Annotated in this window: 22 protein-coding genes and 1 tRNA gene; 10 read left to right on the top strand and 13 right to left on the bottom strand. The window is 63.3% G+C overall.

The window, feature by feature from the left end; translation table 11 throughout:
* The first annotated feature begins 103 nt into the window (after positions 1-103).
* Positions 104-223, top strand: coding sequence for a zf-TFIIB domain-containing protein (locus QMG83_RS15400; RefSeq protein WP_349357312.1), 120 nt, complete (start codon positions 104-106; stop codon positions 221-223).
* Between the two features lie 158 nt (positions 224-381).
* On the top strand, positions 382-858 hold the full coding sequence (locus QMG83_RS03380; RefSeq protein ID WP_283503940.1) for a Panacea domain-containing protein: 477 nt from the start codon (positions 382-384) through the stop codon (positions 856-858).
* A gap of 167 nt (positions 859-1,025) precedes the next feature.
* Here QMG83_RS03380 and QMG83_RS03375 read toward each other — a convergent pair whose 3' ends face one another.
* From QMG83_RS03375 to QMG83_RS03355, 5 genes are all read right to left on the bottom strand, one after another.
* Entirely contained in the window at positions 1,026-1,175 is a 150-nt protein-coding gene (locus tag QMG83_RS03375; RefSeq protein WP_283503939.1) for a hypothetical protein, read from the bottom strand.
* 70 nt (positions 1,176-1,245) lie between these two features.
* Complete coding sequence (locus tag QMG83_RS03370; RefSeq protein WP_283503938.1) at positions 1,246-1,404, bottom strand: hypothetical protein; 159 nt, start codon at positions 1,402-1,404, stop codon at positions 1,246-1,248.
* 117 nt (positions 1,405-1,521) lie between these two features.
* Positions 1,522-2,217 carry a class I SAM-dependent methyltransferase gene (locus QMG83_RS03365; RefSeq protein ID WP_283503937.1) on the bottom strand — a complete coding sequence of 232 codons (696 nt, stop codon included), beginning with the start codon at positions 2,215-2,217 and terminating at the stop codon, positions 1,522-1,524.
* 45 nt (positions 2,218-2,262) lie between these two features.
* On the bottom strand, positions 2,263-3,129 hold the full coding sequence (locus tag QMG83_RS03360; protein WP_283503936.1) for a type II secretion system F family protein: 867 nt from the start codon (positions 3,127-3,129) through the stop codon (positions 2,263-2,265).
* Positions 3,130-3,185: 56 nt separating this feature from the next.
* Positions 3,186-4,184, bottom strand: a complete 999-nt coding sequence (locus QMG83_RS03355) for a TadA family conjugal transfer-associated ATPase (protein ID WP_283503935.1) — start codon at positions 4,182-4,184, stop codon at positions 3,186-3,188.
* A gap of 339 nt (positions 4,185-4,523) precedes the next feature.
* Between QMG83_RS03355 and acs the strand changes: the two genes are divergently transcribed.
* On the top strand, positions 4,524-6,488 hold the full coding sequence (gene acs / locus QMG83_RS03350) for an acetate--CoA ligase (protein ID WP_283503934.1): 1,965 nt from the start codon (positions 4,524-4,526) through the stop codon (positions 6,486-6,488).
* A gap of 2 nt (positions 6,489-6,490) precedes the next feature.
* On the opposite strand, the gene QMG83_RS03345 is transcribed toward acs, so the two are convergent.
* From QMG83_RS03345 to sp36, 3 genes are read right to left on the bottom strand one after another with little or no spacing between them, the layout of a single operon-like run.
* A complete protein-coding gene (locus tag QMG83_RS03345) occupies positions 6,491-8,008 on the bottom strand; it encodes a UDP-N-acetylmuramoyl-L-alanyl-D-glutamate--2,6-diaminopimelate ligase (RefSeq protein ID WP_283503933.1) in 1,518 nt (505 codons plus the stop codon).
* Positions 8,005-8,466: a RidA family protein gene (locus QMG83_RS03340; RefSeq protein ID WP_283503932.1), complete on the bottom strand. Its 462-nt coding sequence runs from the start codon at positions 8,464-8,466 to the stop codon at positions 8,005-8,007. The genes QMG83_RS03345 and QMG83_RS03340 overlap by 4 nt, the downstream gene beginning before the upstream one ends.
* Positions 8,466-8,624 (bottom strand): Sp36 family protein, encoded by a 159-nt coding sequence (gene sp36 / locus QMG83_RS03335; protein ID WP_283503931.1) that lies wholly within the window; start codon positions 8,622-8,624, stop codon positions 8,466-8,468. The genes QMG83_RS03340 and sp36 overlap by 1 nt, the downstream gene beginning before the upstream one ends.
* Before the next feature lie 52 nt (positions 8,625-8,676).
* On the opposite strand from sp36, the gene QMG83_RS03330 reads away from it, so the two are divergent.
* From QMG83_RS03330 to QMG83_RS03320, 3 genes are all read left to right on the top strand, one after another.
* Positions 8,677-11,256: a transglycosylase domain-containing protein gene (locus QMG83_RS03330; RefSeq protein ID WP_283503930.1), complete on the top strand. Its 2,580-nt coding sequence runs from the start codon at positions 8,677-8,679 to the stop codon at positions 11,254-11,256.
* Positions 11,253-12,221: a metallophosphoesterase gene (locus tag QMG83_RS03325; RefSeq protein ID WP_283503929.1), complete on the top strand. Its 969-nt coding sequence runs from the start codon at positions 11,253-11,255 to the stop codon at positions 12,219-12,221. The genes QMG83_RS03330 and QMG83_RS03325 overlap by 4 nt, the downstream gene beginning before the upstream one ends.
* Before the next feature lie 26 nt (positions 12,222-12,247).
* Positions 12,248-12,321, top strand: a tRNA-Pro gene (locus QMG83_RS03320).
* A 182-nt stretch (positions 12,322-12,503) separates the two neighbouring features.
* Here the strand turns inward: QMG83_RS03320 and QMG83_RS03315 are convergent.
* From QMG83_RS03315 to QMG83_RS03300, 4 genes are all read right to left on the bottom strand, one after another.
* Positions 12,504-13,169: a thymidine kinase gene (locus QMG83_RS03315; RefSeq protein ID WP_283503928.1), complete on the bottom strand. Its 666-nt coding sequence runs from the start codon at positions 13,167-13,169 to the stop codon at positions 12,504-12,506.
* A 13-nt stretch (positions 13,170-13,182) separates the two neighbouring features.
* Positions 13,183-13,863: a response regulator transcription factor gene (locus QMG83_RS03310; protein ID WP_283503927.1), complete on the bottom strand. Its 681-nt coding sequence runs from the start codon at positions 13,861-13,863 to the stop codon at positions 13,183-13,185.
* A 195-nt stretch (positions 13,864-14,058) separates the two neighbouring features.
* Entirely contained in the window at positions 14,059-15,537 is a 1,479-nt protein-coding gene (locus tag QMG83_RS03305; RefSeq protein ID WP_283503926.1) for a malate:quinone oxidoreductase, read from the bottom strand.
* Between the two features lie 16 nt (positions 15,538-15,553).
* A complete protein-coding gene (locus QMG83_RS03300; protein WP_283503925.1) occupies positions 15,554-16,240 on the bottom strand; it encodes an SGNH/GDSL hydrolase family protein in 687 nt (228 codons plus the stop codon).
* 107 nt (positions 16,241-16,347) lie between these two features.
* On the opposite strand from QMG83_RS03300, the gene QMG83_RS03295 reads away from it, so the two are divergent.
* Genes QMG83_RS03295 through QMG83_RS03280 form a run of 4 tightly spaced genes read left to right on the top strand, consistent with a single transcriptional unit; the run spans position 16,348 to position 19,774 of the window.
* Positions 16,348-16,776: an FMN-binding protein gene (locus QMG83_RS03295; protein WP_283503924.1), complete on the top strand. Its 429-nt coding sequence runs from the start codon at positions 16,348-16,350 to the stop codon at positions 16,774-16,776.
* Between the two features lies 1 nt (position 16,777).
* Positions 16,778-17,626, top strand: a complete 849-nt coding sequence (locus QMG83_RS03290; protein ID WP_283503923.1) for an FAD:protein FMN transferase — start codon at positions 16,778-16,780, stop codon at positions 17,624-17,626.
* A complete protein-coding gene (locus tag QMG83_RS03285; protein WP_283503922.1) occupies positions 17,623-19,128 on the top strand; it encodes an FAD-dependent oxidoreductase in 1,506 nt (501 codons plus the stop codon). The genes QMG83_RS03290 and QMG83_RS03285 overlap by 4 nt, the downstream gene beginning before the upstream one ends.
* A gap of 40 nt (positions 19,129-19,168) precedes the next feature.
* Positions 19,169-19,774 (top strand): YdeI/OmpD-associated family protein, encoded by a 606-nt coding sequence (locus tag QMG83_RS03280; RefSeq protein WP_283503921.1) that lies wholly within the window; start codon positions 19,169-19,171, stop codon positions 19,772-19,774.
* Positions 19,775-19,792: 18 nt separating this feature from the next.
* Here the strand turns inward: QMG83_RS03280 and QMG83_RS03275 are convergent, their stop codons facing one another.
* Positions 19,793-21,007 carry an NADP-dependent isocitrate dehydrogenase gene (locus tag QMG83_RS03275; protein WP_283503920.1) on the bottom strand — a complete coding sequence of 405 codons (1,215 nt, stop codon included), beginning with the start codon at positions 21,005-21,007 and terminating at the stop codon, positions 19,793-19,795.
* Positions 21,008-21,062 lie beyond the last annotated feature (55 nt).

The raw sequence follows: 21,062 nt of genomic DNA, 5'->3' as shown, positions 1-21,062 counted from the left end.
CGGACCCCGACACAAGAAACCCCCTGGTAGTGGATACCGGGGGGTTTCTTCGTGCTGTGGAGAACTCGCTCGCGTGGGGACGGGTTCGGAGGATGATCGCCGGATGGACCTCGACGACCTCGACACCCCGAATTGTCCGGCTTGCCTCGTGAGGATGGAGCCGACCGGCGAACGGCTCGGGATCGCCTGGAGGTGCCCGGAGTGCGGGCTGTCGCTGGTCTAGCTGGTATCCAACGCGCCCAATTGGGGGCTAGCCTCGGAGTGGTACAGGAATAAACTGAACTATGCACGGTTCCTTCGAACAGGACGCCGAAACCTTCGCTGGGAAACGCCACCGACCAGCCACCTCACCCACAGCCACCCACGAGAAGGTGAACTCCCATGACTACAGCAGCACCATATGAAGCCTCCACGATCGCGCGTTGGTTCCTTGCTTGGGCGCGCTTCGATGAAGAAGGCGTTATTTCGAACCTCAAACTTCAAAAGCTGCTCTACTACGCCCAGGGCCACTACATTGCTAACCACGATGGGAATCCGCTGTTTGGGGACCCAATTCAGGCATGGGGCCACGGGCCTGTAGTCCCTGCGGTCTATCACGAGTTCAAAAAATTCGGCAGCAACGCTATCGAGTTCGAGGACGAGTTTGACTTCTCCAGCATCGACAGGGATACCTCGGGGTGGCTCGCAGCGGTCTGGAAGACGCACGGCGCGCGCAGCGCTTGGGCTCTTCGTGAGATGACGCACAACGAAGCTCCTTGGAAGGACACCTACCAGGACGGGGTCAGGGAGACCACAATTCCCACTGCAGCGTTGGAGCGTTATTTCGGAAGCCTTTGGTCTGAAGCGCGACCGGTCTGATCGTTGGCTCGCGGAACTGACAAAACGGCACCGTCGGTACGACCGGATTTCGGTGATCGGACCCTCCCGTACGACTCACCCCCCGATTACGAGTCGCATCATCCGACATTTTGCCTGCAGCATCTCGACCCGAAATTCGGGGTGAAACAAAGGAAGATGTCGAAGGATCAAAAGGCATCCTTTGCGGCTGTGCTTGAGTCGCTGGCGTCGATGACTTGGGCCGACATCAAAACATCCGGGAAGTACCAACTAGGTTTCGAGATGATTCCCGTCGACCAACTGAAGATGACGTTGCCCGCGGTGGTCGGCGATGACAAGAAAGTGATGGTCTTCCGCTACCACGCTAAGCACCCAATGGCAGGCGTGCGACGAGGAGCAATGCTGCACCTAATCGCCCTTGAACGCGCTTTCGGTGACCTTTACGCCCACTGAAGTACGCCCTAAACGTCCAACAGTTGCCATCGTCGCGATGGCGTACTCAGCGGTCGCCGCTCCCTCCTCATCGTGCAGCACCTTGTCGTGCAGCAGTTTCGCCAGCTTTGTCATGTGCACTTCCTGTTCTGGCCGAGCACATCGAGTCTCGCCCGATGGGCAGAGAGACCGCAGCCGCATCGACGATCTGTGCAGATCGTCGAGGGAGTGTGCGCTGGGAACGAGCAGGTGCTACTTGGTGGCGACGCCGTAGCTGACGTATTTCCACGACCGTGGTGTGATGCGATTCAGGATCCGGTCGTCGACCGCCGCCAGCGCCTGGCGTCTGACTTCGGTGGTGCCGAACATGGCCAGCACCCCATGGGAGTGAATCGTCGCCGACGAGAAACCATCCAGCAGCGCCGTCATTTGGGCCAGAGTCAGGTAGTGCCAGGACGATCCCCGGATCTTGTACGCGATCGATCGCGCAATCCGGTGGAAAATTGTGCCGCGGATGTTTTCGGCGAACAGAAGTCGTCCACCGGGCTTGAGCGCTTTCAGAATCTGAGCCATCGCCTCGGCCTGCAGCTGCCCGATGCCGCCCAGCACGGACTTGAAGATCACCACATCGAAGTGGTTCTCGTAGGGAAGTGCGGTGGCATCGACATCGCGATACTCGATGTTCTCGGTCACTCCCCATTTCTCATGGAGTGGCTCCGCCAGGAGTCGGGTGTCTGCGAGGTTGGAGCAGACAACGTGGTGCCCCCGCAGCGCCAACCAGAGCGACGGTCCTCCCGGTCCGGCGCCGATTTCGAGGCACGTGAGCGGCGACTCCGTCTGGGGAAGTGCGGTGTCCCACAGGTCCACGGCGACAGACCAGGTGCGCACATCCCAGACCAGAACGTCACGCATGAGGGTGTCGCTCGTGCTCGTGGGTGTCGCAGCCATGATTCGGCCAGAGTATCGCTCTGCCTCCCTCCGCGGCAGAAAAACTCAGAACGTGCCTGCGGTTGACGAGATGACGGTGACCAGAAGCGGGAAGACACCGAGCACCATGAATGCGGGAAGGATGCACAACCCGAGGGGCAGCATCAACGTCACCGTCAGCGTTGCCGCGTTTTCTTGTGCGTGTGCGGTGGCGACCCTGCGCTGTTCTTCTGCCTCACTGTGCAGAAGCTCGGCGGCGGGCACCCCCGCGCTTCGTGACAGTTCGAGAACTTCGTCGACACCGCTGATACCGGGAAGGGCAAAGCGCGTCACGGTTTCGTCAACGATCGCCCGCGCGCTGTCCAGGGAGCTGCCACCGCTGACGGCGATGGCCATCAGGTCGCAGCCGATGCCGGGGGTGGCATCGGTCGGTCTTGCCTTTGCCACCAGGCTTCGGTTCCACCGCAACGCAGCCGCGATGAGGATGCCGCCGACGGCGAGACAGGCCCACCCGATGGGCGTCGTGAACAGCGTGGCCAGGGTGTTGAAGCCCAGAACCATGCCAAAAAGTACCCCAACGGCGGGAAGCACGACGACCATTCGGGCCGTCGCAATCGGCCCCGCGAGCGCGACCTTCGAGTCGCGCTGCGTTTGGGCAAGGTCGCGCAGCGATTGGGAGAAGCGTTTGAGGCAGGGGGCCAGTGGCGCTCCGGCCCGAGTGGCGACTGTCCACGCTGCAGCCAGCCCACGCCACGCGCCGCTCTCGAGCGGGTCGAGCCCCGAGGCCGCCTTGGCCACAGCGTCGGCGGTTTCTGAATCACGGGCGGCCGCCACCCTCGCCGCGACGGTCGAGCCGGTGGATGCAGCGACATGGCGCCAGGCGGACGCCGGCGTTACCCCGGCCGCCAGCAACACCGCGAGCCGCTGTGTCACCGCTGCCACCTCGGCGAGCGGCACGGGCGATTGCGGTCCTCTGGCAGAGCGCAGCCTCACGCGGATTCCACAACAACCAGCCGGTCACGGTCATCGAGCAATAACGTGCCCACCTGAACGAGCCTGCGCACCCCGGCGTGGCGCTCGAGGTGCAGCACGCAGCCGATGGCACTGACAGCCTGGCGCGCCACGGCGGTCGCGCTCAGCTCGGCGAGCGCGCCCAACGCCTCGAGCCTGGCCGGAACGTCGGCCAGGGAGTTGGCGTGAAGGGTTCCTGCGCCACCATCATGCCCGGTGTTGAGCGCTCCCAGTAGCTCGCGAATCTCAGCGCCGCGACATTCGCCCAGCACCAGCCGGTCCGGGCGCATCCGCAGCGCTTCTCGAAGCAGTCTGGCGAGCCCCACTCCCCCGGCCCCCTCGATGTTCGCCTGTCTCGCCTCGAGACACAGGAAGTGTGGATGCCGCACCCTCAGCTCGCTGACATCCTCGATCGCCACGATGCGCTCGGTGACCGCGGCCTCGCCCAGAAGGGCAGAGAGCAGGGTTGTTTTGCCGCTGCCCCCGGCGCCGGTGATCAGCAGGTTCTTACGCCCAGCGACCAGAGCGCGCACGACCGAGGCCGGCACCTGTTCGAAGAAACCCGCAGCCTCCAGCTCGTCGAGCGACAGCGGCCGCTCCCGCGGAATGCGAATAGACAGCAGCGTTCCCTGGGGAGAGATCGGGGGCAGAACGGCGTGAACCCTGATCCCGTCATGGATGCGGGTGTCGACACACGGGCTGGACTCGTCGATGTGACGCCCGCCGAGACCGACGAGGCGCACGGCGAACTCCCGCAACTCGGACTCGAGCAAACCCATCGTCGGTTGCCTCTCCAACCCGCCGCCGCGGTCTGCCCAGACCGCGCTGGCGCCGTTGACGAACACGTCGGTGACAGCAGGATCTGCGAGTAGCCCCTCGAGGGGACCGAAATCGGCGATGCCGGGCCGTGCTGCCGTGATCGCAGGAACTCCGGGACGCGTCGCTACGAAGGGGGCCGTCACCTGGTCGTAGGACATGCCAGCACGGTAATCGTGTGGGGCACCCTCAAGGAGCAGGCCTGTGACAGAGGTGCAGGACGACCGGATCAGCATCCTGTGGACGACGAGAGACCGGCGACATCTGCCGCTAAAAAACTGGGCTTAAAGAGGGGCGGCGCCCATTGGGGGGAACGGGCGCCGCCACGGTAGCGCGGGATTGGGGGGAATCACTTGCGCTACCAGCCAAATGTGACTTTGGCTGTGCAATTGTATCGCAACAAGCCGGGCGCGCAATGAGAGTTTCGCTAGTATCTAGGAGTTCGCTTTTGTACACATTGTTCGCGGTTCCTGGCAGACCGTGAGATCGACGAGGATCTGATGTCCACCAATTCGATTGACAGCCTGCTCCAAGAGACCCGCCGCTTCCCGCCAAGCGCTGAATTTGCTGCGGCCTCGGTGACCAGCCCCGCCATCTATGACGACGCCAGGGAAGACCGGGTTTCGTTCTGGGCCGATCAGGCCAGAGAGCTGCTGCACTGGCACAAACCTTTTACCGAGACCCTGGATTGGTCTAACCCACCGGTGGCCCGCTGGTTTGGCGACGGGGAACTCAACGTCGCGTACAACTGCCTCGACCGCCATGTCATCGCGGGCAACGGCGACCGCGTGGCCATCCACTGGGAGGGTGAGCCCGGCGACAGCCGCAGCTACACCTATTCCGAGCTGACCGCCGAGGTGAAGCGCGCCGCCAATGCGATCGCCGCGCTCGGCATCGGCCAGGGCGATCGCGTCGCTGTGTACATGCCCGTCATCCCGGAAGCTGTCATTGCGATGCTCGCCATCGCCAGGCTCGGCGCAGTCCATTCCGTCGTGTTCGGAGGATTCAGCTCCGAAAGCCTGCGCAGCCGAATCGACGACGCCAGCGCCAAGCTCGTGATCACCGCTGACGGCGGCTGGCGCAAGGGCAAGGTGTTCCCGCTGAAGGCTGCTGTCGACGGCGCGCTCGAGAACGGCACATCCACCGTCACCAACGTGCTTGTCGTGAAGCGCGGCGATAACGATGTGGAATGGACGGAGGGTCGCGACCTGTGGTGGCACGACGAGCTGGCCAAGGCCGACGCCGAGCACGAAGCACAGGGGTTCGAGGCTGAGAATCCGTTATTCGTGCTTTACACCTCGGGCACGACCGGCAAGCCGAAGGGCATCCTGCACACCAGTGGGGGTTACCTGACGCAGGTCGCCTCCACCCACCGCAACGTCTTCGATCTTCATCCCGAGTCTGACGTCTACTGGTGCACCGCAGACGTCGGCTGGATCACCGGCCATAGCTACGTCGTCTACGGGCCGCTCGCGAACGGCGCGACCCAGCTGATGTACGAGGGCACCCCAGACACTCCCCACCAGGGTCGCTGGTGGGAGCTCATCGAAAAGTACAAGGTGTCGATTTTCTATACGGCGCCGACCGCGATCCGCTCGTTCATGAAGCTCGGCAGGCAGATCCCCCAGGGATTCGATCTCAGCTCGATCCGCGTGCTCGGCTCGGTGGGCGAACCCATCAATCCGGAAGCCTGGATCTGGTACCGGGATGTCATCGGTTCAGGTACCGCGCCCATCGTCGACACGTGGTGGCAGACCGAAACCGGCGGCATCATGATCTCGGCGCTGCCGGGTCTCACCACCCTCAAACCGGGTTCGGCGCAGGTTCCCATCCCCGGCGTGAAGATCGACATCCTCGGCGAGGATGGCACCAGGGTCGACCCACCCCAGGGCGGGCTGCTCGTGGTGTCCGAGCCGTGGCCCGCCATGCTGCGCGGCATCTGGGGTGACCCCGAGCGCTTCAGGGAAACCTACTGGTCGCGATTCTCGAAGGATGGCAACTGGAAGTATTTCGCCGGCGATGGCGCGCATGTCGACTCCGACGGCGACATCGTGTTGCTCGGTCGCGTTGATGATGTGATGAACGTCTCGGGTCACCGGCTCTCGACGCAGGAGATCGAGTCTGCCCTGGTGTCGCACCACATGGTCGCCGAGGCGGCCGTGGTGGGTGCTGCCGACGAGGCGACCGGCCAGGCTGTTGTCGCGTTCGTCATCATCAAGTCGCAGCAGGCTGCTGACCACACGGTGGATGAAGCATCCGCCCTGCTGCGCACTCACGTTGCACAGCAGATCGGGGCCATCGCCAGGCCACGACAGGTGTTCATCGTGTCTGAGCTGCCGAAAACCCGCTCAGGCAAGATCATGCGGAGGCTGCTTCAGGACGTCGCCGAGGGCCGCGAGATCGGCGATACGACGACGCTCGCAGACACCTCGGTGATGCAGATCATCTCCGACAAGATGAAATGACCTTATAGTTTCAGCAGCCTGTCCCCGATGAGCCGTTCGGCGGTGTCAAGATCGCTGAACGGCACCCGCTCGTCGCCAATGATCTGGTACGGCTCGTGCCCTTTGCCCTGGAGCAGCACGACGTCGTCCGGGCCGGCGGCATCGATCGCGTAGGCGATCGCGGTCGCGCGGTCACGAATTTCAACGACACGCTCGGGATGCTCGAAACCCTTGCGGATGTCGTCAAGGATGCGGTCACCGTCCTCGAAGTGGACGTCGTCATCCGTCACGATCACGAGGTCGGAGCCGGCCTCAACGATTCGGGCCATCTCGGGGCGCTTGCCGGGATCTCGATCCCCGGTTGCACCGAAGACCGTCACGATGCGCGAGTGGCCAGACTCCCGCAGCGCGGTGACAGCCTGCTGCACCGCGTCAGGGGTGTGACCGGCGTCAACGACCACGAGGGGCAGCAACGGCGACGGCTGAATACGGGTCATCCGGCCCACCACCGGTGTGAGCGGGCCCAGCAGCCCGGCGATGACCGACGGAGCCGCCCCCTGGGCGTACAGCACGCCGGCGACAGCGAGCAGGTTGTCGACGTTGAACCTGCCGATGAGCGAGCTCGCTACCGCGTGACGGGTCCCCTCGATTCTGAGGTCGAACCGCACTCCCTGCGTGGTGAGCTGCACGTTCTCGGCCGATACCGTTGCGTCGGGATGCCCGTGAGAGCTCAGCCCAATGCGGCGGATCCCTTCGGCAATCTTTCCGAAGTGTTCGAGCCCAAACGCGTCGTCGATGTTGACGACGGCGGCGATGATGCCCGGCAGTGTGAAGATTTTCGCCTTCTGGCGGGCGTACTCCTCCATCGTGCCGTGATAGTCGAGGTGATCCCTGGTGAAGTTCGTGAAGGCGACGATGTCGAACTCCACCGCATCGACCCTGCCCTGCTCGAGGGCATGGGAGCTCACTTCCATGGCGACATCCTGAACGCCCCTCGCGACGAAGTCTGCGAGAAATTGATGCACGGTCGACACCTGCGGCGTCGTCATACCCATGTTGATCCTTGGATCGCCGGTGACCCCGGCACCCAGCGTTCCGATGGTCGCCGACTCGGTTCCGAGCGCCTTCCAGGCCTGGGTGAGCAGATGCGCGGTCGAAGTCTTGCCGTTTGTGCCGGTGATGCCCACCATGGTCATTGCCCGAGAGGGATGCCCGCTGAAGTCGTCGGCCATCCGGCCCAGCACTGTCTTCAGCTCTGCCACGCCGTACACGTGCTCAGGAAGCTCGCTCGTCGCCTCCGTCGCATCCACCAGCACGGCAGAGGCGCCACGGTCCAGCGCGTCGCGCACCCACGGCAAGGCCGGAGCGCCCGGGCGCCCGAGCGCGACGAAGATGTCGCCCGGCTCGAGAGTCCGGCTGTCCTGCACGAGTCGACGCCCACGAATGGTGACGCCAGCGAGCGCGTCGTCGTAGCGGCTCAGATCAAGATCGTGCGCCGTTGCACTGGATCCGGCCTGGCCGTCTGACCAGACCTCGGTCACGCGAACTCGAACAGGAACTCGACCTCGACCGGGGCGTCGAGCGGAAGGACGGCAACCCCGACGGCGCTGCGCGCATGGATGCCAGCATCACCGAAGATCTCACCGAGCAGTTCTGACGCGCCGTTGATGACGCCCGGCTGGCCGGTGAACGAGGGGTCGGATGCCACGAAACCGACGACTTTCACCACACGGGTGATCCTGTCGAGCGAACCGAGCACACTCTGGGCCGCAGCGAGTCCGTTCAGCACGCAGATGCGCGCCAGAGACTTCGCCGTCTCGGCGTCCACCTCGGCGCCGACCTTGCCCGTTACCGCCACTTTCCCGTCGACCGAGGGCAGCTGGCCTGAGGTGAACACGAGGTTTCCCGAGATCACTGCCGGCACGTATGCCGCGACAGGTTTGGCTACGGCTGGGATGGTGATGGCGAGTTCGGCGAGCCGATCATCCAACTGTGACATCAGATTTCTTCTTTCTGTCGCTTCAAATAGGCGACCAGTCCACCTTCGGGTCCGGTCACCACCTGCACAAGCTCCCACCCCTCTGAGCCCCAGTTATTGAGGATCGCGGAGGTGTTGTGGATGATGAGCGGCGTCGTGAGGTACTCCCACTGGGGCATTTGTCGGCTTCCGTTCAGCTTCTAATACGGGATCGTCCCGTACCCTAATTCTATGTCTGCCCAAAACCCCCCCCGTAGAGGCGTCGTTTCCGGTATTGCCGGACTCCTCGGCTTCAGCGTCCTCTCCGGAATCCTCGTAACCGTCATGGTTGCCCCGGCGATCGCCGTCACTGGTGTGACCGCCTCCAGCACCATCGGCGTTTTCGACAGCCTGCCCGAATACATCAACATCGGTCAGCAGTCGCAGCGCAACGAGATCTACGCGACCTACACGGGCGAAGGCAACGTCAACGGAACGACGCTGATCGCGACCATCTACGACCAGAACCGCGAAGAGGTCGGCTACGACGAGATCTCGAAATTCGCTCTGGACGCCACGGTCGATGGTGAAGACGCCCGCTTCTTCGAGCACGGGGGCGTCGATGTGTCATCCGTGGTCAGGGCAGCGCTTGCCAACCTGAGCTCAGGCCAGGTCGAGAGTGGGGCATCCACGCTGTCGATGCAGCTCGTCAAAAACATCGGTACCGCTGAGGCAGAGAACCTGCCCACGCAGGAGGAGCGCGACGCCGCCTACGAGAAGTCGAAGGAAGAATCGTTCGACCGCAAGCTGAAAGAGATGAAGCAGGCGATCGGGCTCGAGAAGAAGTACACGAAGAAGGAAATTCTCACCGCGTACCTCAACATCGCGAACTTCGGCAATGCGACTTACGGGATTCAGGCGGCATCGCAGCGCTACTACAGCATCAACGCCAGCGATCTGAACATCGCTCAGGCGGCCAGCCTCGTCGCCATCGTGCAATATCCGAACGTGCGAAATCTCGGTGACCCCGAAAACTTCCAGGCGAATAAAGACCGACGTGACTACATCATCAATTCCATGTACGGCGCAGGAAACATCACTGCGGCCGAACGGGATGAGGCGATCGCCACTCCGGTCGACGAAACGACCATCAACCCGAAGCCGGCCGTAAACGGCTGTATCGCCGCCAACGACTACGCCAAGTTCTTCTGCGACTACGTTGTCAAGAGCGTGGGCGATTTCGAATTCCTCGGCAACAATGCCGCGGAGCGCAATGCCAACTGGAAGGTTGGTGGCTACAAGCTGTACACCACCCTCGACTTGGATGTGCAAATTCCGGCGCAGAATGCGACATGGACCTACGCTCCCAACACCGAGACCGGCTTCGAACTCGGCAGTGCAACGTCGACCGTGCAGCCCAACACCGGTCGGGTTCTGGTGATGACGCAGAACAAGCTCTTCGACGACACCGCGGAGGGCGCCGGCTCGATCGCAACGGCAGTCAACTTCAACACGAGCTACGAATACGGTGGATCTTCCGGATTCCAGCCGGGCTCGACCTACAAAGTCTTCACCCTCCTCGACTGGCTCAAGGCTGGCAATGGCGTCGAGGAAAGGGTGAGCGGTAGCCCCAATTCACGTGAACCTTTTAGCTCTTACACGGCGTGTGGCGACAAGTTGAGCGGCGGGACGTTCTCCTTCAAGAACAACGCAGGCGAGGCCGGAACCTACACCGTGCGAAACGGCACCGTGAACTCGGTCAACGGTGTGTTCTTCTCCATGGCCAAGCAGCTCGACCTGTGTGATATTCGCGACGTGGCTGCGAGCCTCGGGGTCGAGCGAGCCGACGGCGACCCTCTTGAGACCAACCCGACCTCAATCATCGGAACTAACACCGTCACGCCCCTCAGCATGGCGGCTGCCTATGCTGCCATCGCTGCGAATGGCCTCTACTGCAAGCCGATCATCGTGGACAAGGTGACGATGCCGGATGGCACCTCCGTCACCGGGCAGACTCCAGACTGCCGTCAGGCCATCAGCGCGAACATCGCCGACACCGCCATTGATGTGCTCAAGGGCGTCATGGTGACCGGAAACCAGGTCTACTCGAATCCTGACGACGGAATTCCGATCTTCGGAAAGACCGGAACGACCGACAGCGCAAACCACACGTGGATGGCCACCGGCACCTCAACGGCGGGCACGGTCGTCTGGGTCGGGAACATCTTTGGTGACTACGACATTCTCGACAGTGGGTATGCCGGAGTGTCAGGTATCCGCCTCAGGCACTACATCATGAATCCGACCGTTAGCGCGCTCAACGCCAAGTACGGCGGAGCGGACTGGCCGGCCCCAGACCCAGAGTTGATGACCGGAGGAGGACAGACCGTTCCTCCCGTTGCCGGGCTGACAGCGAGTGCGGCACGCACGATTCTCGAGGGGCTCGGATTCTCCTACGCCGATGGCGGCGCTATTGACTCCGATGTCGAAGCAGGCAGGGTCGTAGGCACAGATCCTTCCGTCGGAACCATCTCCGCCAAGGGCGTCACCATCACCGTCTACACCAGCAAGGGTAACAAGATACCGTTCCCGGACGTGGTGGGTGACGGGAAGTCGAACGACTTCAATGATGCAAAGTCCCAGGTGCAGGCCGCAGGCTACTCTTCGGTCAGCCAGCAGTGCGTCGTGCTGGCGCCGTCGTCCGGCCCCGGCCCCGTCCTGCCATCCGATCCCCGCGTGGGCAAGGTGCAATCGAGCGACCCGGCGGCGGGAGCACCGACAGTGCCAGGAACGCCCGTGACACTCGGCGTTGGCAAGGTCAGCTGCCCGTGAGTCCCACGCCCGTGAAGGTTGCTGGCGCGGCACTCGGTGTCGCCGCTGCGGCGGGTGCTGCTGCCTTCGCGTGGGGCGCACTCGTCGAACGCAACCGCTTCACCATCCGCTACGAGACGGCTGCCGTTCTCGAACCCGGTGCGCGGCCGCTCACCGTGCTGCACCTGTCAGACCTGCACATGGCGCCCTGGCAGTCACTCAAGCAGGACTGGGTTCGCTCGCTGGCGTTGCTCGAGCCCGATCTGATCGTCAACACCGGCGATAACCTCGGACACCCCGACGGGATTGACGGCGTGATCAACGCGCTCGACGTGTTCGCCGGTGTTCCCGGCGTATTCGTCAACGGATCGAATGACTACTTCGGCCCGCAACTCAAGAACCCGTTCTCCTACTTCACTGGTCCATCGAGTAAACCCTCCCGTGCCGCCAACCTCGATATTGATCGCCTCGAGGCATATTTCGAGAACCAGCTCGGCTGGCTCTCGCTGAACAACAAGGCTCGGGCCATCGAGATGCGCGGCTCACGCCTCGAATTCTTCGGGACCAACGACGCGCACCGCGGATGGGACCGACTCGACCAGCTCCCCGGCGCCATCGAGGAGATGCGCGAGAACGTGGGATGGCAGGATGAGCCCAACGGTCCCGAATCCGTGTCACTCGGCGTGACACACGCCCCATACCGGCGAGTGCTCGACTCGTTCGTCAATTACGGCGCCGAGATGATCTTCGCCGGTCACACCCACGGCGGTCAGGTTTGCATCCCCGGGCAGCCTGCGCTGGTGACGAACTGCGACATCCCTCGCGAGCAGGCAAAGGGCCTGAGCATCTGGCAGCACGCCCGCAAAGCGGCGTACCTGAACGTTAGTGCCGGCATCGGCACATCGATCTATGCACCGGTTCGCTTCGCCTGCCCGCCCGAAGCAGTGGTTGTGACTTTGACCGGCCGAGATTTCAGCTATTCTTGATGAGTCCGCGCTTCGGCGCTGGCGATCGGGGTGTGGCGCAGCTTGGTAGCGCGCTTCGTTCGGGACGAAGAGGTCGTGGGTTCAAATCCCGCTACCCCGACACATGTGATGTCTCAGGACATCGTGAAACGGCTGAACCCTCAGTGATGGGGGTTCAGCCGTTTTTTGTTGGGCGGTGCCGCTGCCGACTTTGCGCGAACTGTCGCTATCCGAGCATCCATTCCGACGGTTTGCGCAAGGTCGGCGAAGGATGGGGGTGGGGACGGAGCCGCATCGAGGCGGTTAGGCGAAGTCTGGATCCGGCGCGCTGCCGTAGCTGAACTCGGCCCTGGGGCGCCAGCCATTGTTGAGCACGCCGTCGCTCTCGTCGAGGTAACAGGATCCGCACAGTGATTCGTACGCGACATCCACCCCGTCGATCGCGACCTGGTCGCCGTCGAAGATGTAGCGATCGCCCACACGCCTCGCGTTGAAGACGGCTTTGCGTCCGCAGCGGCAGATCGTCTTCAGTTCCTCGAGGGAGTGTGCGATCTCGAGCAGTCGGCGGCTTCCCGGGAACGCCACGGTCTGAAAGTCCGTGCGGATGCCGTACGCGAGCACAGGGACGTTCTCGAGAATGGCAATTCTGAGCAGGTCGTCGACCTGGCCCTCTGTCAGAAACTGTGCCTCGTCGACGAGCAGGCAGCTCACGGTCGAGCCGGTGCGCGCGATAACCGCGGCTCGCTGGCTCTGAAACTTTTGCAGGATGTCTTCGTCTGGCGCCACAGTGAAGTCGACCGGACGAGTGACCCCCAGCCGTGAGACGATCGCTGCGTCGCCTTTCGTGTCGACCTGAGGCTTCGCCAGCAGCACGCTGTGACCACGCTCTTCGTAGTTGAATGCAGCCTGAAGTAGGGCCGTGCTCTTGCCGCTGTTCATCGCGCCGTAGCGGAAATATAGCTTGCTCATTGTCCCGTTCTGATTAGCGCAGGAAACCGTCTTCGGCTGCCCGCCTGATAAGTTCGGCCTTCTTGCTGGCCGGGCGGTCCACCTTCGAATATTTTTCCCGCACACGTCGAAGATACGTCTTTGCGGTCTCATACTGCACGTTCATCCGCTCGGCTACCTCCGGGGTACTCAGTCCCGAGGCGTAGAGCGTGAAGGCCTCCGCCTCCCCCGCACTTAGCTTGGGACGAACACGAGTGGTGGCACCGGTGGGCCGGGGACGCCAATCACGCTGGTCCGGTTCAGGCGCCACGCCCATGGCTGCGCGCGCAGCTTCCATCACCTCGCGCATCGGGAGAGTCTTAGACAGGAAGGCGACGGCCCCTGCGGCCAGGGCTCGCTCGCTCGCCTCCGGGGTATCGAGGCTCGACAGCACAATCACCTTGGCTCCGGCGGCCCGGCACGTACGAACCCGCGCTTCGATGGACACAGCCTCTTTCAGCTGGAAGTCGATAAACACGAGATCGGTGGGAAAGTTACTGCTGTGCACGAGTTGCTGCCACGTGCTCGCGCTCAACACGAGTTCAAAGTCTGGAGCGTTGGTGCCGATCCAGCTCGCCAGGGAGTCGAGGAGCACTTCGTGGTCATCGAGCACGGCGAGACGCACTCGCGGAGGCGCCTCATCCACGTCGCGTTGAAAAGGATCTGTGACTGTCATCGGGGTTTCCTTGGTGCAGAGTAAGCGCGGGAGGACAACGGATCCGCGGGCTGAATGCGGTTCACCGTGCCCCACAACGGTGCGTAATCCCACTATCGCACACGGTCTCAATCGCCCAACAGCCCACAATCGGGGTACACGGCACGGGGACAGGATGGGGGACACCAGATTTTGTCACCGCAACCCGATACACGGTCAAGGATTGATGAGCAGGGTGCGTGCCGTACGTTCGATCGTCTGCTGTGCCAGCTCGGGCTGATCGGCGAGCGTCTGACCATACGTCGGGATCATGCGCTGAAGCTCCGGACGCCAGTCGTCCATCCGTGCTGGGAAGCACTTCTCCACAAGGCCCAGCATGATGGGAACGGCAGTGGATGCACCGGGAGACGCTCCGAGAAGGCCGGCGATGCTGCCGTCCGAAGCCGCCACCACCTCGGTACCAAACTGCAGCACCCCGATCTTCTTCTTATCTTTCTTCATCACCTGCACGCGCTGGCCGGCGGTGATCGTGTACCAGTCCTCAGGCTTTGCGTTGGGATAAAACTCCTGCAGCTCCGCGAACTTAGTGGACTTCGATGCTGCGAGCTGGCTGACCAGGTATTTGACGAGGCCGAGGTTCTGAACGCCCGCGGCGACCATGGGAATCACGTTGTGCCAACGGAGCGACGCGAAAAGGTCGAAGATCGAACCGGTCTTCAGGAACTTCGGGCTTGCGCCAGCGTATGGGCCGAACATCAGGCTGCCTGCGCCATCCACGACCCGCAGATCAAGGTGCGGCACAGACATGGGGGGCGATCCGGTCGCCGCCTTGCCGTAGACCTTGGCCATGTGCCTGGCGACGATCTCGGGGTTGTCTGTGCGAAGGAATTCGCCGCTGACCGGGAATCCGCCGAATCCCCTGATCTCCTTGATGCCAGATTTCTGCAGCAGGTTGAGCGCGTACCCACCGGCGCCGACAAACACGAAGCGCGCCGCGAGCGGCTTGATGGGGGTTCCGCCGATATCGCGTCGCATCTTCAACTGCCAGAGGCCGTCGCGGGTGCGCTTGAGTCCGGTGACCAGCACCTCGGTGTTGAGCTTCGCTCCACCCGCGACGAGATTCTTCGTCAGGAGGTGCGCGAGCGCTCCGAAATCGACGTCAGTGCCGGAGGCGATTCGCGTCGCCGCGATCGGCTGCGCCTTGCTACGGCCGGGGATCATCAGGGGGGCCCAGGAGCGGATGACTCTGGCATCCTCGCTGAATTCCATCCCGGCGAAGAGCGGGTGGTCCTTCAGAGCGTCGAACCGCTTTCGCAGGTATTCGACGTTCTTCTCGCCCCAGACGAAGCTCATGTGAGGAGTCGCGTTGATGAACGCGGTCGGCTCGGGCAACGCCCCATTTTCGACCAGGAAAGACCAGAACTGGCGCGACACCTGGAACTGCTCATTCACCTTCACGGCACTGGCGATCTCGATCGAGCCGTCCGCTCGCTCAGGCGTGTAGTTGAGCTCACACAGCGCCGAGTGGCCCGTGCCTGCGTTGTTCCATGGGTTGGTGCTCTCGAGGGCAAGATCGTCGAGTCTCTCGAAGATCTGGATCTCCCAGTCGGGCTCAAGCTGCTGGAGAAGGGCACCGAGGGTGGCACTCATGATGCCCCCGCCGATGAGGGCGACGTCGACGGGTTTGCTCACCATTCCAGTTTAGCCTCGGTTAGAGGCCGAGCTTGGCGAGTTCGACGTTCATGCGCACAGCAATAGCGGCGTAACCGGCGTCATTCGGGTGCAGACCGTCGCGTGCCATCCATTCAGGATGGTTCTCGATCCAGTGCGAAGCGCCGGGGATGTAGTCGGCTCCGATGGTTCCAGCGGCATCCATCACCCAGCCATTGATGATCTCGACCGAGTCTGGACGCGCGTCTGTGTACCAGAAGGGCTCGACGACGACGAACCGCGCCTCCGGCAGGGCCGCCGATAGCCTCGCCAGGTCGTCGGTGATCTGGGCTCGGATCGCATCGGCCCTCGCGTCGAAGCTGAAGTTGTCGTTCAGCCCCATCGTCACGAACACGATGTCGGGGTCATCCGCGATGATCTGGCTCGGCTCATCGCCCTCGCCGAAAATGGATCTGTTGTTGATGAAGCCGAGGCCATTCACGCTGGGGTTGAACTCGCTCCAGCCGCGTTCATCGCAGACAACAGTGGACCAGCGCAGGTCTTTGTCGGACGCCCCGGTTCCCAGAGTGTACGAATCGCCGTAAAACGCGACCCGTGTGGCCTGAGGGTCACGAGGCTCTGCCGATGGATCGGGCAGCGACGGCGAGCAGCCCAACAGCAACACGGCCGAACCAACGGCAAGAACTGCCGACACCACTGCCACCACTACATCGTTCCGAGTGCCCATGTTCAGTATTCGACGCCGAGGTGCTGTTGGGTGGGAATTTCCTCAGGAAACCTCCCGGACAATGAGACATGCTGGGGGACAGCAGTCCGGAACGCTCAGGAGTCGTCATGCCATCGCTTCACCATCACAGGGGCACCGTCGCTGTGTTCGCCGGTCTCTCCCTCGCGGGCGCTCTGGCTGGCTGTAGTGCCACCGATGGATCGAACGCCGCAGAAATCGACCCATCGTCTGGCGACATCGCCTACACCGACGGCACGTACACCGAGAGCGGCAACTACCAGTCGCCCAACGGCACAGAGACCGTGGACGTGACAGTCGTGCTGGCTGACGACATCGTCACCGCCGTGGTGGTGGTCGGTCACGGTGAGAGCCACGACTCCCAGCGCTACCAGGGCGAATTCATCCGCGGGATCGCCGCCGAGGTCGTGGGCAAAGACATCGACTCCCTCGCGGTCAGCAAGGTCGCGGGGTCGTCCCTGACGAGCGGCGGTTTCAACGCCGCAATCGACGCGATCAAGGCCGACGCTGCCTCCTAGCGTGCTGTTCGAGGCCATCGGCACGGGGTGGCAGATCGACACCGCACAGCCAATCGGGCCCGAGCTGGAATCGGCCATCCACGGTCGCATCGAGGTGTTCGACCGCACGTACTCCCGCTTCCGCACCGATTCGCTCGTGACGCGAATCTCGCGCACATCCGGCACCTTCGAATTTCCGGATGATGCGGTGCCGCTGTTCGATCTCTATCGACGCCTGTACGCGGCCACCGACGGACGCATGTCGCCGCTCGTCGGGGAGGCGATGGAGCGACTCGGCTACGACCGCGCGTACACGCTGCGACCCACGGGCAGGCCCGGGCCAACCCCGAGCTGGGACGACGCATTCGCGTGGGACGGTCACACCCTCACAACGGCGCGCCCGGCGTTCATCGACGTGGGCGCCGCCGGCAAGGGATACCTCGTGGACATCATCAGCGAGCTGCTGGCGGATGCCGGCCACACCGAGTTCATCATTGACGGCAGTGGCGACATCCGGCACAGCGGCGCACTGCCCATTCGGGTGGCGCTGGAGCATCCGAAAGACCCGACGAAGGCCATCGGCGTCGCCAACATCCGGGGCTCCTCGATCTGCGCCTCTGCGACCAACCGGCGAGCGTGGGGCGACGACATGCACCACGTCATCGACGCAACCACCGGGCTGCCCACCCGCAAGGTGATCGCCACATGGGCCATCTCGCCGCTGGCGCTCCACGCCGACGGGATCGCCACGGCGCTATTCTTCACGGAACCGGACCGGATCACCCGCGAGTTCGATGTCACCTGGGTTCGAATGTTGTCGGATGGCCGAGTCGAGTGCTCGCCAGAATGGGACGGGGAGCTGTTCGTATGAGAAAAGTGTTAGACCGTGCCACCGGCGGCATCCCGATGTACATGCTCGTCCTGCTGTGCCTGACGGCCATCACGGTGGTCGCCGTCACGCTGTCGCTCGTGGGGCAGCTCTCCCGGACACCGCTCGACCTGCTTGCCTCGCTCGTCGTCGCAGTGGGAGCCACGATGCTGACAGGCTGGGCGGGCGCGCTCGTGGTGAAGCGACGGTGGCACGTCGAGTCATCCATCATTACCGGGCTGTTGATCTTCATGATCATGGAGCCGACAACCGATCCGCTGCCGCTGGCTGGCATTGCCATCACCGGGGCCATCGCGACGGCCTCGAAATACCTCATCGCGGTGCGCGGTCGCCACATCTTCAACCCTGCCGCCGTCGGCACGTTCGTCGTGGGTGTCGTCGGCATCGCCTTCCCGGCCTGGTGGATCGGCACGCCATATCTGCAGCCCGTGATCGTCATCGGCGCGCTCCTCGTGCTGTACCGAACGCAGCGACTCGCGCTGGGCGCAACCTTCGCCGTCACCGCTGGCGCCGTCAGCGTCGCGGCCGCGCTCATCGGGGGCAGCACACTCGAGTCTGCGCTCGGGTTCGCCTTCCTGTCGTCTGCACTCTTCTTCTTCGGTGGATTCATGCTGAGCGAACCGCTCACCCTCCCGCCGCGCCTGTGGCAGCAGCTCGCCATCGCCGTCGTCGCCGCACTCGTCTTCGCGGTGCCCTTCAACTCCGGCATTGCGAATAAGTACCTGCTGGCACTGCTGGCAGCGAACCTCGTGGCGTTCGCGTTCGGCCAGCGGCGTGGCATCCGGCTTCGCTATCTCGGCAAGAAGCAGGTGGGGCCGGCCACCTTCGAGCTCGCGTTCCAGCCGTCGCGCGCCGTGCGCTACACCCCCGGCCAGTACATGGAACTCACGATCCCGCACCGCAAGGCCGACTTCAGGGGCACCCGGCGCCACTTCAGTATTTCGTCAGCGCCCGGCCATGAGAACCCCATCACCTTCGCGATCACGGTGCCAACCAGAAGCTCGAGCTTCAAGCAGGCCCTGCTCGATCTGCAGCCGGGCACCATCGTGCATGGAACGGGGGTGAGCGGCGATTTCGCCCTGCCACGGGATGCCTCGCAGCCACTGCTACTCGTCGCCGGCGGCATCGGCATCACCCCGTTCGCAAGCCAGCTCGCCCACGCAACGGCCCAAGGAGAGCAGCGGGACATCGTGGTCGCGTACGCCACGAGCTCATCGGAGGAGCTGCCATACCGCGACACACTCGAACGTTCCGGCGCTCGGGTCGTGCTGTACTCGCCCGAGGCACCCGCGGAGCTGCCCGCAGGGTGGGTGTACGGGGGAAGTGGGCGCGTAACCGGCGAGCGCCTTGCCGACGCCATCCCGGATCTGGCTCGTCGACGGGTGTACGTGTCTGGACCTCCCGGCCTCGTGACCGACCTGCGCACGGCGCTGCGGTCGCAGGGAGTGCGTCGCGTGCACTCCGACTCCTTCTCGGGCTACTAGCCGCTGGCCTCGCGTCGGTCGCTGGTTCTACGATGGCCGCATGGCCGCCATCGCCGATCGTCCACTGCTGGAGTTCGACGTCGTCGCCCAGTGGGAGGCGTGGCTCGCCGACGAACTCGACCACAACGGTGTGCGACTGAGACTGCGCAAAAAGGGCACGACCCTGCCGGGAATCACCTACGCCGAGGCTCTCGATGTCGCCCTCTGCCAGGGATGGATCGACGGTCAGGCCGGCTCGATCGACGCCGACTACTACTTCGTGTCGTTCTCACCGCGGCGAACGCGCAGCCCGTGGTCACAGATCAACCAGGGGCATGTCGCGAGGCTCATCACCGCGGGCAGGATGCGCCCAGCCGGGCTCGCCGAGATCGATCGCGCGAAGGCAGACGGGCGGTGGGACGCCGCGTATCGGCAGAAAGACGCGGTGGTTCCGGCCGACCTGCAGGCCGCACTGGACGCGAACCCCGCCGCATCCACGATGTTCGGAACCCTGACCGTGCAGAACCGATGGGCGATGCTGTTCCGCCTGGCGAACGTCAAGCGCGAAACGACTCGCCAATCGAAGATCGCCACCTTCATCGAGATGCTGGAGCGCGGCGAGACCTTTCACCCGCAGAAAGCGAAAGGCCCCCAGGCCGAAGCCTGAGGGCCCTCCCGCGAGAGGTTAGGCGAGACGTGTCGCCAGGTTCTTATCGAGCGTGTCGAGGAACTCCTCGGTGGTTTCCCACTTCTGGTCGGGTCCGACGAGAAGAGCGAGGTCTTTCGTCATGTGGCCGGCCTCGACACTCTTGATGACGACGTCTTCGAGAGTGTGTGCGAATTCTGCAAGCGCCGGGTTGTCGTCGAGCTTGGCGCGGTGGGCAAGTCCACGGGTCCACGCATAGATCGAGGCGATCGGGTTCGTGGAGGTCGGCTTACCGGCCTGGTGCTGGCGGTAGTGGCGGGTGACCGTTCCATGCGCGGCCTCGGCCTCAACGACCGACCCATCCGGAACTGACAACACGGAGGTCATGAGCCCGAGCGATCCGAAGCCCTGGGCCACGGTGTCTGACTGCACGTCGCCGTCGTAGTTCTTGCACGCCCAGACGTAGCCGCCCTCCCACTTCATGGCCGATGCGACCATGTCGTCGATGAGGCGGTGCTCGTAGGTCAGGCCCGCTGCATCGAACTTCTCCTTGAACTCCGTGACGAAGATCTCTTCGAAGATGTCCTTGAAGCGACCGTCGTAGGCCTTCAGGATGGTGTTCTTCGTCGAGAGGTACACCGGGTAGTTACGCGACAGGCCGTAGTTCAGGCTCGCGCGGGCGAAGTCGACGATCGAGTCGTCGAGGTTGTACTGAACCTGGGCGATTCCGTCGCCCGGTGCGTCGAAGACCTCGAACTTCATGGGCTCCGAGCCGTCTTCTGGAGTGAACTCGACGGTCAGCTTTCCCTTGCCCTTGAACAGGAAGTCGGTGGCGCGGTACTGGTCACCGAAGGCGTGACGACCGATGATGATCGGCTTGTTCCATCCGGGAACCAGGCGCGGGATGTTGGAAATGATGATGGGCTCGCGGAAGATGACGCCGCCCAGGATGTTGCGGATCGTGCCGTTCGGGCTGCGCCACATCTTCTTGAGACCGAACTCTTCGACGCGGGCCTCATCCGGTGTGATCGTCGCGCACTTGACGCCGACGCCGTGCTTCTGGATCGCGTGTGCAGCATCGATAGTGACCTGGTCGTCGGTCTCATCGCGGTGTTCGATGCCGAGGTCGTAGTACTCGAGATTGATATCGAGGTACGGGTGGATGAGCGTGTCTTTGATCTTCTGCCAGATGATGCGGGTCATCTCATCGCCATCCAACTCGACGACGGTGCCTTCTACCTTGATCTTGGACAAGCTGAACTCCTTAGTTTTTGGGCCGAGAACAGCATACTCGCTCAGCGAAGTATCT

The sequence above is a fragment of the Salinibacterium sp. G-O1 genome (assembly GCF_030063305.1).
Lineage (GTDB): Bacteria > Actinomycetota > Actinomycetes > Actinomycetales > Microbacteriaceae > Rhodoglobus.
Note: the sequence above shows the minus strand (reverse complement) of the source record. Positions and strands in the feature narration are given on the sequence as shown.

Coding starts and splice junctions, on each gene's coding strand:
- QMG83_RS15400 (WP_349357312.1), top strand. CDS start 104: ATGGACCTCGACGACCTCGACACCCCGAATTGTCCGGCTTGCCTCGTG.
- QMG83_RS03380 (WP_283503940.1), top strand. CDS start 382: ATGACTACAGCAGCACCATATGAAGCCTCCACGATCGCGCGTTGGTTC.
- QMG83_RS03370 (WP_283503938.1), bottom strand. CDS start 1,404: ATGACAAAGCTGGCGAAACTGCTGCACGACAAGGTGCTGCACGATGAG.
- QMG83_RS03365 (WP_283503937.1), bottom strand. CDS start 2,217: ATGGCTGCGACACCCACGAGCACGAGCGACACCCTCATGCGTGACGTT.
- QMG83_RS03355 (WP_283503935.1), bottom strand. CDS start 4,184: ATGTCCTACGACCAGGTGACGGCCCCCTTCGTAGCGACGCGTCCCGGA.
- acs (WP_283503934.1), top strand. CDS start 4,524: ATGTCCACCAATTCGATTGACAGCCTGCTCCAAGAGACCCGCCGCTTC.
- QMG83_RS03340 (WP_283503932.1), bottom strand. CDS start 8,466: ATGTCACAGTTGGATGATCGGCTCGCCGAACTCGCCATCACCATCCCA.
- sp36 (WP_283503931.1), bottom strand. CDS start 8,624: ATGCCCCAGTGGGAGTACCTCACGACGCCGCTCATCATCCACAACACC.
- QMG83_RS03330 (WP_283503930.1), top strand. CDS start 8,677: ATGTCTGCCCAAAACCCCCCCCGTAGAGGCGTCGTTTCCGGTATTGCC.
- QMG83_RS03315 (WP_283503928.1), bottom strand. CDS start 13,169: ATGAGCAAGCTATATTTCCGCTACGGCGCGATGAACAGCGGCAAGAGC.
- QMG83_RS03310 (WP_283503927.1), bottom strand. CDS start 13,863: ATGACAGTCACAGATCCTTTTCAACGCGACGTGGATGAGGCGCCTCCG.
- QMG83_RS03305 (WP_283503926.1), bottom strand. CDS start 15,537: ATGGTGAGCAAACCCGTCGACGTCGCCCTCATCGGCGGGGGCATCATG.
- QMG83_RS03300 (WP_283503925.1), bottom strand. CDS start 16,240: ATGGGCACTCGGAACGATGTAGTGGTGGCAGTGGTGTCGGCAGTTCTT.
- QMG83_RS03295 (WP_283503924.1), top strand. CDS start 16,348: ATGCCATCGCTTCACCATCACAGGGGCACCGTCGCTGTGTTCGCCGGT.
- QMG83_RS03285 (WP_283503922.1), top strand. CDS start 17,623: ATGAGAAAAGTGTTAGACCGTGCCACCGGCGGCATCCCGATGTACATG.
- QMG83_RS03280 (WP_283503921.1), top strand. CDS start 19,169: ATGGCCGCCATCGCCGATCGTCCACTGCTGGAGTTCGACGTCGTCGCC.